At 36.0% G+C, this 13,206-nt stretch carries 9 protein-coding genes; 4 read left to right on the forward strand and 5 right to left on the reverse strand.

Annotated elements, in window-relative coordinates; all coding sequences use genetic code 11:
- The first annotated feature begins 52 nt into the window (after positions 1-52).
- Both DM447_RS16280 and DM447_RS16285 read left to right on the forward strand, forming a co-directional pair.
- A complete protein-coding gene (locus tag DM447_RS16280) occupies positions 53-268 on the forward strand; it encodes a DUF5316 family protein (RefSeq protein ID WP_112182241.1) in 216 nt (71 codons plus the stop codon).
- A gap of 669 nt (positions 269-937) precedes the next feature.
- Positions 938-2,284, forward strand: coding sequence for an IS4 family transposase (locus DM447_RS16285; RefSeq protein WP_162632678.1), 1,347 nt, complete (start codon positions 938-940; stop codon positions 2,282-2,284).
- 281 nt (positions 2,285-2,565) lie between these two features.
- Here DM447_RS16285 and DM447_RS16290 read toward each other — a convergent pair whose 3' ends face one another.
- Positions 2,566-3,588, reverse strand: coding sequence for an acyltransferase family protein (locus DM447_RS16290; RefSeq protein WP_112182243.1), 1,023 nt, complete (start codon positions 3,586-3,588; stop codon positions 2,566-2,568).
- Positions 3,589-3,869: 281 nt separating this feature from the next.
- Here DM447_RS16290 and DM447_RS16295 point away from each other — a divergent pair, with 281 nt between their 5' ends.
- Complete coding sequence (locus DM447_RS16295) at positions 3,870-5,117, forward strand: hemolysin family protein (RefSeq protein ID WP_112182244.1); 1,248 nt, start codon at positions 3,870-3,872, stop codon at positions 5,115-5,117.
- Positions 5,118-5,167: 50 nt separating this feature from the next.
- On the opposite strand, the gene DM447_RS16300 is transcribed toward DM447_RS16295, so the two are convergent.
- A complete protein-coding gene (locus DM447_RS16300) occupies positions 5,168-6,406 on the reverse strand; it encodes an aminopeptidase (RefSeq protein ID WP_112182245.1) in 1,239 nt (412 codons plus the stop codon).
- A 135-nt stretch (positions 6,407-6,541) separates the two neighbouring features.
- Here DM447_RS16300 and DM447_RS16305 point away from each other — a divergent pair, with 135 nt between their 5' ends.
- Positions 6,542-9,598: an efflux RND transporter permease subunit gene (locus DM447_RS16305; protein WP_112182246.1), complete on the forward strand. Its 3,057-nt coding sequence runs from the start codon at positions 6,542-6,544 to the stop codon at positions 9,596-9,598.
- Between the two features lie 620 nt (positions 9,599-10,218).
- On the opposite strand, the gene DM447_RS16310 is transcribed toward DM447_RS16305, so the two are convergent.
- The 3 genes from DM447_RS16310 to DM447_RS16320 all read right to left on the reverse strand — a co-directional run bounded on the left by DM447_RS16310 (position 10,219) and on the right by DM447_RS16320 (position 13,049).
- On the reverse strand, positions 10,219-11,613 hold the full coding sequence (locus tag DM447_RS16310; RefSeq protein WP_112182247.1) for an L-cystine transporter: 1,395 nt from the start codon (positions 11,611-11,613) through the stop codon (positions 10,219-10,221).
- A 152-nt stretch (positions 11,614-11,765) separates the two neighbouring features.
- On the reverse strand, positions 11,766-12,218 hold the full coding sequence (locus DM447_RS16315; RefSeq protein ID WP_112182248.1) for an OsmC family protein: 453 nt from the start codon (positions 12,216-12,218) through the stop codon (positions 11,766-11,768).
- Positions 12,219-12,281: 63 nt separating this feature from the next.
- Positions 12,282-13,049: a TerC family protein gene (locus DM447_RS16320; protein WP_112182249.1), complete on the reverse strand. Its 768-nt coding sequence runs from the start codon at positions 13,047-13,049 to the stop codon at positions 12,282-12,284.
- Positions 13,050-13,206 lie beyond the last annotated feature (157 nt).

Here is a 13,206-nt window from a genome sequence, read left to right on the forward strand (position 1 = left end):
AATATAAATATGTACTATATTGCTACGTAACTTTCTAGAGAGGAGTGTTGATGTGTCATTTTTCCTTATTATTGGCGTTATTGCCTTGATTATTTCGATGCTTCTTATTGGTGGTCTTCCGACAACTGTCCGTACACATCGAGAACGATCTAGTTATCAATCGGAAACAAGCAAACACCGTAATTCCAGGACAAAGTTTGCATTATATACAGGTTTAATAGCCGCCATTTCATTAGCAATTGCAGGATTCTCTTACCTTTTACGTTAATAACAAAACACGCATCCATAACGGATACGTGTTTTGTTATTAATATCTAAATCATTTATAGTTTATGACTAAATTATCATCAACTGCTACGTAACATTTTGGTCTTACCCGCTACGTCAGCAAATGCTTTCCCTTTCCACGGGCACGGCCTCAGCTAACTTGGTAAAGAAAAACACTTTACCAAGTGGATCTTCGGCTCGTGGGATTGCGATTACTCATCCCATCAAAAACATTCGCTGTTCCCGTAGGAGTGTCAAGCATTTGCTTCCTTCGCTGATATAGTTCTTATTCATTTGTTTGCACGCAATTACAAGTAAGAATTAGCGGCTTGATAAATGGGGTGGTAGCTAAATTAGCAACTCAGGTGGTTGATATTCCCAGAAAATAAAAAGCTATTTTATTAAATAATTGTAATCTCTTCTTATATGTTAATTGCCAGTAAAATAGATTAGTCATTTCTTCATTTTTTTACTACAAACCAGCGGAGGAAGCCAATGGTCGATTCTCCAGCAGGAATAGCATGGGCTGAAGATCCACTCGGAAGTGTTCTTTGCTTCCGAGTTAGCTGAAGCCGTGCCTCATAGCCGTCAAGCTAAGCACTACGGTTTAAAGAACTAGAAAAATACGATACCCTAACGGATAAGAAATAGTTATTTGGAGGGGATGTCGATGTATTTCAAGAAAGAAATGGAGCCATTTATTCAAGGCATTCATCAAGTGTTATCAGTCTCTGAGGTGCGTCAATGGGCGCGTGAAATAGGGTTTGTTCAACGCCAAAATAAATTAAAGCCAGAAGATTTCTTAAGTATTTGTGCCTTTTTAAAAGAAACAGTAGGCTCTAGTGGTTTGGGGAATCTATGTTCAAGTATCACGCGCATATCCGGTGCGGATATATCTAAACAGGCCCTACATCAACGTTTCGATGCGAAAGGTGTTGCCTTTCTCCAGGGGATTTTTAATCAACTAGCTGAACAACAAGCTATTTTTATGCGTCCATTATATATAGATCATTTATTTTCTCGTATCCGTATTTTAGACGCCACTTCTTTTGGTGTACCTAAAAATGATCCAGATCACCCGGATGGTGCCAAAATCCAATTAGAATATGAACTATTTGAAGGGAAATTTCTGCATACATTCCTTTATGACCAAACAAAAAGCGACCAACATGCAGCACGGGAATTGGCAGACACAATTGAACCAGGAGATCTTATCTTGCGCGATTTGGGTTACTTTTCTGGGGAACACTTGAAGAAAATAGATCGTGCAGGTGGCTTTTATATCTCACGTGTCCCTGCCAATATGACGTTTTGGACATGGGATAAAAAAGGGAAGATGATGCAAATCAAACCAGAAGAAGATGCAAAAAAATTGGAACATGGAGAAGCGATAGATTATGGGCACATTCAAATCGGAAAGAAAGGGAAAAACACACTCCAAACACGTCTGGTCGTGCAACAATTAACCGAGGAACAAAAAAAGAAAAGAGAGGGGTATTTACAAAAGAGAAGACGGAAAGGGGGTCACACCCAATCCGCCACCAAAAAAAATCAAATCCAAATCCTTGCCACCAATATAACATCGGATCAGGTAGAGATGCAAGAGCTATATCCGATTTATTCGTTGCGTTGGCAAGTGGAAATTCTATTTAAAACATGGAAATCATTATTTCATATCGACAAGGTGCGCGCAATGAATCCTGAACGGTTTGCGTGCCATTTATATGGTACGTTAATTCATATTCTTCTATCCTCTATGATTGCTTTTCAATGTCGGTATTATCTTTATCAGAAGCATCAGATCGAAAGCAGTGAGTTCAAATCTATCGATCATGTGAAAAGTGCCATTGAAGAGGATCAAGGCCAAGCGTTGTATCATAGCGATTCCTTTATTACATTGATAAAGAATATCTATCAAAATGTCTACAGGCATGGAAGGAAAGACCATCGTTATCAACATAAGAGTCCTTTTGACATTCTATATCTTGCGTATGAAAGAACCGTTAAAGCAACATAGAACAACTGTATAAAATTTCCACAATAAAGCAGGAAACGTTTCTTATTTACCTTGTTGTAAAATAATTCAATATTTAGTAAAAAGTTGTTTAGATACTGTTTTGTTTTTCTATATTTTATCCTTAGCTTGACGGCTATGAGACGTGCCTGCGGAAAGGGAGACCATTGGCTTGCGTAGCGTATCGTGTCTAAATTAATAGATTTTTGTTTGTGATAAGAATGGTACGTCGTAGTTTCTCTAAAATCCAAATAGCATAACAATACTCGCGAAAAAGGTCTTTGTTATTGATAGTTTACTTGTTTGTTTTTTCTGGTTTTTCTTTCTGTTAATCTTTGATTGATCTCAGTTAATCTGCCCTCGATAATTGGTTGAAAAGACATGAACACTGTTTTGCTTGATAATAGCAAAACGATTAAAAGCGATAAGACAGCTAATCCGAAGACATCAAGTATGTGATCTACTCTGAACCAACCTGCTTCTCGAAAGAATTGGATGAATAATCCATGCAATAAATAAACATAAAGTGTTTGTTTGCCAAAATTGGTCCATCTATATTGTTTGCGAGGAATCCAGGCAAATAAGCTACAGGTTAATATTGTTGCAATAAGATAAATACCTAGACGTATGAAACCTCCCCATATTGGTTGATCTAAATCTGCAAAAGCAAACGATCCGAGTAACCAATGCGATGAAAAGCTAGGTAGATAGACAAGTAGTATTACTACGAGACTCATTGTTGCAAAACTTACTTGTTTCACAATTGGATGCGTTAAATTTTTTATTTGATCTTTTGTTATCCAGTAACCAATTAAGAAGAATGGGAAGAAGACAAAAGTTCTAGAAAGACTATATTCCGCTCCGATACCATTTATATAACCAGCACTAATTCCAATTCCCACTGCGATAATAATCCCTGCCATTGGTGATATTTTCTTAAATAGTATTAATAACAGATGCCAAGAGAATAAACTTAGTAAAAACCATAATGACCAATGTGGTTGAAATAGTGGGGTTTGCCAACTAGCGTTTCCAATTAAAAAGTAATACGCCGAATATACACCCTGAAATACCACATACGGAAAGACTAACTTTTTAGTTAAATTCCAAATATACCCTGCATTTCCTATTCCTTTAGCAAAGAATCCACTTAGCAGAATAAATGCAGGCATATGAAATAGATAGATAAAATCATAGCTGACACGCATAATTGCTGAATCATGCGTAAACGGTTGAATCATATGACCAAATACTACTAAAAAAATTAATATAAATTTAGCATTATCAAAAAAAGCATCTCGCTTCATTTCACTCACCCTTATCTAGTTGAAAGATCTCTTATATATATACCCATTATATGATAAGATAAGCAAATTTAAATGCCGTTAATCAACTTGTAATGGATTTTTAATTTAATGTAATCCTTGTAATTATTCAGAGTAATTTACTAACTAATTATTTTATCTTTAAGATCTAACTCCTATACAATTAACTGTACACGTATAAAGCTTTATATTATAATACCTTTTGTATACCTTTTCAATTAAGGTTTCAAAAATTTTTTTAAACTATTAGGAGTGTGACATTTTTGGACGATTTACCACTGAATGCGATTTTTTTACTTATATCTTTAATCCTGTTATCAGCCTTTTTCTCGTCTGCCGAAACAGCTTATTCTAGTCTCAACAAAATTAGAATTAAAAAATTTGCTGAAGCAGGCAAAAGTGGAAGTAAAAAAGCATTATATATTTCAGAAAATTTCGATAAGTCATTGTCGACAATTTTAATCGGTAATAACATCGTTAACATTGCAGCTGCAAGTATTTCTACAAAAATAGCTACCGATTTAGTCGGCGGAAATAGCGCTATAGTAATCAGTACCATTGTAATGACAATTTTAATATTAATTTTTGGAGAGATATTACCTAAATCTTTAGCAAAAGAACATGCTGAAACATATGCTTTGAAAATTTCAGGTATACTATTTCTTTTAATAAAAATACTTGCCCCTATTAACTTTCTATTCATTAAATTAAAAGTATTCGTCTCGAATTTCTTCGCTAAAAGTGACGGAATGCCTTCTGTTACTGAAGATGAGTTGAAAGTAATGCTTGATATTAGTGAAGAAGAAGGAGTTATTGATAAAGAAGAACGTGAATTAATTCACCGATCAATGGATTTTGATGATACGATTGCTAAGGAAATTTTGACACCTCGCATTGATATGGTAGCCATCGATGTTAATCAATCAATAGATGAAATGAAAGAAGTTTTCTTTTCTGAGCAGTTTTCAAGAATACCAGTTTATGAAGGTAATACAGATAATATAATTGGAATATTGTCAGAAAGAGATTTCCTTACTCATATGATTAGATATAAAGAATTAAATATTAGGGAGCTGCTTAGAGAACCCTTATTCATTGTAGAATCAACAAAAATATCAACTTTATTACCAACTTTACAAAAAGAAAAAGTTCATATGGCAATTGTTTTAGATGAATTCTCTGGTACAGCAGGTCTAATAACGTTAGAAGATATATTAGAAGAGATTGTAGGAGAAATATGGGATGAGCAAGATGAAAAGTTAACTTCTCTTTCCCAAATCGACGACCTTAACTATAGGCTTGATGCACAGTATCCTTTAGATGACTTCGCTAATATTATGAATGTGCCTATTCCCAAGAGTTCATATCATACCCTTGGTGGTTGGATTATCGAGAAGTTTGAAGCTATTCCAGAGATAGGTGCTACCTTTTCATACGACAAACTAAATATTATTGTAGATGATGTTACGGATAGAAGAGTTAAAAAAATTGTTGTCCAAATAAAAGAATAATATATAAAGAATATGCGTGCCAATCTTCATTGAGCACGCATTTCTTCTAACTATATTTGAATTGCCCAGTTACCATTTCGAAAAACAGCTTCTGTTTCTCCAGTTTCTGTTACACCATCAATGTCCATATCACTTGAACCTATCATAAAGTCTTCATGAATTAAACTATCGTTCACCCCATATTGATCAAGCTCTTCTTTAGACATTGTCGAACCATTTTCAATGGAGGTCGGATATGCTTTTCCTAAGGCTAGATGACAAGATGCATTTTCATCGAATAAGGTATTAAAGAAAATTAATCCTGACATTGAAATTGGAGATTCATGTGGTACAAGTGCCACTTCTCCTAATCGCCTGGCACCATCCTCATCCGTATCAAGCATATTTTTTAATGATTCTTCTCCTTCTTCTGCTGAGAAATCAACCACTTTTCCATCCTTGAATGTAAGACTAAAATTATTGATAATGTTTCCACCATAGCTAAGTGGCTTGGTACTCGTAACTGTACCATTTACACCATATTTATCAGGCAAGGTGTACACTTCTTCAGTTGGAATATTCGCATTAAATTCTATACCTTTTTCTGATGGCCCTGATCCACCTTGCCAAATATGACCATCTGGCAAAGTAATTGATAAATCTGTTCCTGCTGCACGATAAATCAATTTTTTATATTGTTTCTCATTTAAATACTCTCGGGCTGACCTTAATGTTTCATTGTGTTTTTCCCAAGCGGCTACTGGATCATCTTGATCTACACGTGTAATAAAAAAGATTTGTTCCCATAATTTCTCTTGCGCTTCCTCTAGAGGTAAATCTGGAAATACTTTTTTTGCCCAGGCTTTCGATGCAAAACCTACTATTGACCATGTTACACGATCATTCATCACGTAATCACGATATTCACTTAAGGCTTTTGCACTTGCTTTCGTTACCGCACTGATACGTTCGCCATCAATTCCATTTAGCAAGTCTGGATCTGGTCCATACACAGTTAAAAGGGAGTATCCTTCCTTTACCATTTCAATCAGACCATCTGCTTGCCAAGTTGGAAAGTTTTCTAACACGGCAAGTGGTGCATGTTGCATTTTTAGATAAGTCAGCTGATCGTCACTCCATTGGATATGAACATTTTTTGCCCCTGCTTTATAAGCTTCTTTTGTAAGACTTCGAACAAAATCAACTGCTTCAATGGGAGCATTGATAATTAATCCCTGCCCTTGTTGGACATTAACACCTGTTTTAATCGCAAGTTCTCCATACTTTGTTAATGTATCTTTTTGAGACATTCTAATCCCCACACTTTCTATGTAATATCTATCTCTATTATTCCATATTTCCAGAAAAATAAATAGTGTATCTGATCAGCATTTTAATGATCGATCTGCTATAATCACACTATAGATAAATCAAGGAGGAACGATATGAAACTGCTTTTACATTACCGAAAAATCGTTTGGGTTTTTGTCATTTTATTACTATTCACTGGCATATTTACATATATCCAACTACCTAAACGCGACATTCCAGAAATAAGCCAAAACATTGCATCGATTTCAACCGTATACCCTGGTGCAAATCCTGAGGAAGTCGAACAAACAGTTACCAATCCACTTGAAAATGCATTAGAAGATATTGATGGTATTTCAGAAGTATCATCCGCATCTACTACTGGTTTTTCTACTATAACCATTTCACTCGACAGTGATGTTGAAGCATCCACTGTATATAGCACGATACGCCAAGCTGCAGCAGAGGAAAGTGCTTCTTTTCCTGAAACAGCTCAATCGGCTTCTGTATCTACTGACATTGTTACCTCAAACGTAGCGACCTATCACTTATTAGCTGATAACCAAGCTAGCCTATTTGCGCTTCGCGCGTCGGTAAATGAATGGGAACAAACATTAACAGGGATTACTGGGGTAGAAGCAATTTTAACAAAAGGATTACCAGATCAATCTATCGCAATTACCATGGATCCAGATGATTTAGGTAGCAATCAAATACAACCTAATCAAGTCATTTCGGCACTGAATACGGCAATTGCCCCCACTGCGATTGGCACCGAACAGCAAGATGATACTATTTATCAGTTATCTCTAGAGTCTTATCAAGAAATCGATGACCTTGAGCGTGTTTTGATCGGGCAAAATGCAAATAATCAGCCTGTTTATTTAGCAGATATTGCATCACTAGAAGTTGCAGATGATGAACTTGATGATATTATTCGTTATCAGGATCAATATGCGCTATCTCTAACTATCCAAGCACAAGAAGGCGTAAATATTGCTAATTTACAAGCACAAATTAATGATAAAATTGAAGAATTAGAACAGGGTCTTCCTAACGATGTATCTGTTGACCAATTTTACACACAAAGCACAGTTATAGATGAGGTTTTCACGAGTCTTATTACTTCATTCGCCATATCATTAATTGCTGTACTAGTAATTATGTTATTGGGGCTACCACTATCATCAGCCATTCTAGTAGCATTAGCCATACCCATATCGATTATAATCGGGCTAATTCCATTACCTTATGCGGGTGTTGATTTAAATCAAATATCAATTATTGGAATGATTGTTGCGATTGGAATTCTAGTTGATGATGCGATCGTAGTAAATGATAATATTCAACGGCGATTCCAAATGGGAGAATCTGCACTTAAAGGTACAATTAATGGTGTACGCGAGATATCTGTTTCGATTATTACCTCGACCTTGATGATTGTATTCAGTTTTCTACCACTAACATTTTTATCAGGAAGTAATGGAGACTTTATCCGTTCCTTGCCTTTAGCACTAATTTGTACAATAGTAGCTTCAACTATATTGGCACTAACGATGATACCAACAATCCAATATACAAAACAAAAATATTCAAAGACGAAGAAAACCAAATCGGCAAACGGACTTTTAGGACCTCTTTTCAGTAAAATGGAAAAAGGTTATGCTGATAAAATTATTCCTGCAACTTTAAAAAGACCATGGTTGACAGTCATTAGTGGCGTAGTCCTTTGCTTTTTGTTAGTCCTTTTAGCTTTTAAAGTGCCTTTTGAATTTTTCCCTGCCGCTGATCGTTCGGAGGTTACTATCTCAGCTACGTTACCACAAGGAACAACACTTGAATCAACAAATCAAGAACTTGAGGATATCGAAAGTTTTCTCATTTCACAATCAGATGATATAAGTGAAACAGCCATTTACAGTGGTAGTGGATTACCTGGTATATTTGCTTCCTCTTTAACACGGTCTGGAGAAAACACAGGACAATTAGTTGTTCGTGTAGATCGTGATCAAACAAGTGCAACTGCATTTATTGATCAATGGGAACCAGATTTACGCGCGGAATTTCCAACTACGGAACTATTCTTAGAAACTATTGTTTCAGGTCCACCCCCTTCTCCAAGTGTTGAAGTAAAGGTTCAAGGGCCAGAAATTAATCAACTTGTTACCATTTCAGACAACCTTAAGCAAGAACTAGCTAGCTTAGAAACAGCTAAAATTGTCACGAGTAACACTAGTCAAGAACAGCCATTTATTAACTATGAGATTGATCAGGACTTTTTAGCTTCAGAAAATATCAGTGTAGATCAAATAACTGGTACATTACAACTGGCTAACATCGGCGTGCCTCTTGGCTATTTCGATAATGGTATTGATCGTTTACCTATCCAGTTAGGATTAGACGACGGAAATCCAGAAGGTATTGATTTAAGCACGTTAGAGATTACGTTAACAGATCAAGCTGAAAATGGCATTCCTACTATGGTAGGTTTTGACACATTTATTACAACCGAAACAACAGATCAAATCGGCGCAATTCCACACTTAGATGGAGAACGTACGATTACAATTGAAGGATATGAAATGGACGATGAGAGTGAGTCCTTTACTACAGATTCAGATGAAATAATCGCTCGTGCTATAGAGGATTTACCAGAGGGTTATCAAATCTTAGAAACGGGTGAATCGTCTGCTGAATCAGACTTCTTTATTGAAGTTGCAAAACTATTTTTGATCGTTCTGTTTTTAATTTACTTAACAATTGCTATTCAGTTTAACTCCTTGTTAACGCCATTGCTCGTAACAAGTACAGTCTTTTTAGCGATTACAGGTGCTATTGTCGGACTATTTATCTCAGGACAGCCATTAAGTTTCTTAGCCGTTCTCGGTATTGTTTCCTTATCTGGTGTTGTCGTCCGAAATTCCATTTTACTGATTGAATTTATCGAACAAAACAAAACAAAATATGAATCAACAATAAAAGCTATAACCGAAGCTGGTCGTGCTCGTATTCGTCCGATCATATTAACAACACTTACGTCCATCGCGGCACTTGTACCAATCATTTTCACTGGAGATGTACTCTTTAAGCCCTTAGCAGTTTCCATTGTTTTCGGCTTATTATTCTCCACTATATTAACGCTCGTTCTATTACCAGCATTTTACGTGACAATGGATCGAATTCGAAAATAAACAAGAATCTAAAAGCGCATCTCCTCATTTGAGGAGATGCGCTTTAATTCGTTATATTTTAAAAGATTATCGTTTGAAGAATCGATATAATTAGACTTAACAGAATACCATGACCCGCTCCTCAAGTGAAATTGGCTCCCTTTCCGCAGGCACGGCTTCAGCTAACTCGGATAAGCACAGTACGCTTTCCGAGTGGATCTTCAGCCCGTGGGATTGCGATTACTCATCCCATCGAAAACATGTGCTGTTCCTGCAGGAGTGTCGCCAATTTCACTTGATACGCTAGTTTGATTTAAGACTAATGTATGTTTATTATGGCACCCCGCTTTAGAAAAGGAAAATATCAATACAAACTAGCGGAGGAAAAATGCGAGACTCCTATGGGAAAGGAACAGTCTGAAGACCCCGCAGTGAGCGATTTTTGGACCTGCGATTACTCGGCCCATCGAAAACATTTGCTTACGAGGAGGCTGAAGCGTTCCCCATGGAAAGCGAGTATTTTTACGTAGCGACAGATTAACAAGGAATTATATAACTTAACCTTTATAATCTTACGTCGTAGTTTCTATCTACTATGACATTTAAACAGTAGTATTGTTGATGAGAACTGTCTTTCATTATTAGATAGTTGTATCTTTTTCGATCGCTGTTGGGTTGTTATAGGTTTTTATATTTAACTTACGCATAATTTTTGATGTTAATGTTCCAGATAACATCGCACCATTAACATTCAATGCAGTACGTCCCATATCGATTAATGGTTCTACTGAAATAAGTAGACCAGCTAACGCAACTGGTAAGTTCATTGATGATAAAACGATTAATGCTGCAAACGTTGCACCGCCACCAACACCTGCAACACCAAATGAACTAATTCCAATAATTAAAATTAATTGAACAATGAAACCAAATGACAGTGGATCAATGCCTTGTGATGGTGCAATCATTACAGCTAACATAGCTGGGTAAATTCCTGCACAACCATTTTGACCGATTGTTGCACCAAATGATGCAGACATGTTTGCAATTCCCTCATGCACACCTAAACTATTCTTTTGTGCTTGGATATTCAGTGGTATTGTACCCGCACTTGAACGTGATGTGAAGGCAAAACCTAATACCGGTAATACTTTTCTTAAAAAAGTTAGTGGATTTAAGCCAAACAATGCTAAAACAATTAAATGAATTATAAACATTGCAATTAATGCTACATAAGAAGCTCCAACGAATTTACCGAGTTCTAGTATTCCAGCGACATCTGTTCCGGCAACTGTATTAGCCATTAGACCTAAAATACCAAATGGTGTTAATCGTAATATTAACGTTACAATTCGCATTACGACAGCATATACCGCATTGATTATCTCAGTGAATTTTGCTGCTTCTTCTGGTTTTTTGCGTCTCACACCTAATACTGCTACACCAATAAACACAGAAAAGATTACAACAGCTATCGTTGAGGTTGAACGTTGTCCTGTCATATCCAAAAATGGATTAGCTGGAATAAAACTTAATATTTTGTCTGGTGTAGATAAGTTTTCTACTTCTCCAAGTGTTTCTTCTAAAGCGAATCCTCTATCTTGTTCGGCTTGACCTATTTCAATTTGGTTAGCATCTAAATTGAATACAGAAGCTGCCACAATACCGACTAACGCTGCAACCATTGCCGTTCCAACAAGGATACCAATAATCCAAGCTGACATCTTACCTAGATCAGCCGACTTTTCTAAGTTTATAATAGATTGAATGATTGATACCATAACTAGCGGAATAACAATCATCATTAGTAATTGTACATAGCCACGGCCAAGTATGTTATACCATTCTGTTGTAGTACTTACTATCTCTGAATCAGCAGGATATGCTACTTGTAATAACACCCCTAAGAGTATTCCTAACCCTAAACCTGTAAAGACTCTTTTACTGAAAGAGACATGTCTTTTTTGCATGAAAATTAATAAACCTATTAGTGCTAACATTAATGCAATGTTGATAAGAATAAATACTGTATCCAAGCTAATTCCCCCATATGTATGTAGTATTATGCTAAATAAAAACAAAAGTAAAAACTTATCGAATTACACTTAATCCGATAAGTTTTATAAGGAATAGATTACAATTTCATAACTCTTTTGTCAAGATATTTAACAAAAGTTATGATAGCAATCTATAATCGTGCAATCGAAATTTCCGGTTCGAGTTCAATTGTTACATTTCCTTGCACTGCTTTTGAAATCATACAGGTAGACTCTGCTTTTTTCACAAGTACTTTAAGTATGTCTAAATCTCTTTCACTTGCTTCCACTTTTAACTGTACTAATGGTCGATGTGTAATCTTTTGATAGGTGAAAATACCATTTGTTACATCGACTTCACCAACTGAAGTTAATTTTATCGTTTCTAATGGTAGATTTGCTCGTTCTATCATTGCAGCTAATGTAATCAAATAGCAAGTAGCTGCCGCCCCAAGTAACATTTCATCTGGATTCGTACCAATTCCTGGACCGTCCATTTCTGTTGGGATCGAAATTTCGGTTTGAAGATTACCTGCTTCAATTTTACCAACGCTATTACGACCTCCAGTCCAATCTGCTTCTAGATGAAATTGATGTAATGCCATTATTATCTTCCTTTCAATTAATATAGTATTCCTTAAGTAAAGGATAGGCTGCTTTGAACTTATTTATAATGCACGCTCTTCAACTTTTTGAACACTTGATAAAAACCAACCAGCAAGTGCAATCCCTATGAGAACAATGTAAAATGTTAATTTCCAAGCTAAGGAATGTGCAAAACCATGTGATAAAATTTGAACTGCATCATGGGAGAGAACACTAACTACTAGTTTAATACCGACCCAACCAACAATAGCGAAGGCTGCAACTTCTAAACCCGGACGCTCATGTAATATTCGAACAAATACATTGGCAGCAAAACGCATGATAATTAGACCAATCATACCTCCAGCAAATACAACGAGAAATTGACCACCATCTAAACTACCAATATTGGGCAGACTAGTAGGTGGAAGTGCGACCGCTAACGCCACAGCTGCTAAAATAGAATCAACTGCGAAGGCAACATCAGCAAATTCCACCTTTACAACTGTAGGCCAAAAACCACTGTTTTTAACTTTTTTCTCTTTTTCTTCTTTTTCCGAGCCTTTTCGAAACTTTTGATACATATGATTACCAGATATAAACAATAGGTAAAGTGCTCCAATTGCTTGTACTTGCCAAACATCTACTAAAAATGAAATAACAAACAATGATGCAAAGCGTAATACAAAAGCACCAGCTAAACCATAAAACAAAGCCTTTTTACGTTGATCATCTGGTAAATGCTTTACCATAATAGCTAAAACAAGTGCATTATCAGCTGCCAAGATCCCTTCCAAACCAACAAGTACAATTAATACCCAACCATATTCAATTAACAATTGTGCATCCATTAGTATTCCCCCTATTTCTATTAATAAATAATTGGTCTTTATTTTTCAACATAGAAATAGACCTTTACCATTTTTACTGGTAAAGGTCTTGCTAACAACTTTCGTTGCCAATTATACCGGAGATATTCTCTCGTATTGACGATATAATTGTAACAGC

The organism is Paraliobacillus zengyii (assembly GCF_003268595.1).
GTDB lineage: Bacteria > Bacillota > Bacilli > Bacillales > Amphibacillaceae > Paraliobacillus_A > Paraliobacillus_A zengyii.

What these genes read in the sequence shown, in the direction of transcription:
- DM447_RS16320 (WP_112182249.1), bottom strand. Translation starts at nt 13,049, where the DNA reads ATGGATGCACAATTGTTAATTGAATATGGTTGGGTATTAATTGTACTT.
- DM447_RS16300 (WP_112182245.1), bottom strand. Translation starts at nt 6,406, where the DNA reads ATGTCTCAAAAAGATACATTAACAAAGTATGGAGAACTTGCGATTAAA.
- DM447_RS16305 (WP_112182246.1), top strand. Translation starts at nt 6,542, where the DNA reads ATGAAACTGCTTTTACATTACCGAAAAATCGTTTGGGTTTTTGTCATT.
- DM447_RS16315 (WP_112182248.1), bottom strand. Translation starts at nt 12,218, where the DNA reads ATGGCATTACATCAATTTCATCTAGAAGCAGATTGGACTGGAGGTCGT.
- DM447_RS16285 (WP_162632678.1), top strand. Translation starts at nt 938, where the DNA reads ATGTATTTCAAGAAAGAAATGGAGCCATTTATTCAAGGCATTCATCAA.
- DM447_RS16290 (WP_112182243.1), bottom strand. Translation starts at nt 3,588, where the DNA reads ATGAAGCGAGATGCTTTTTTTGATAATGCTAAATTTATATTAATTTTT.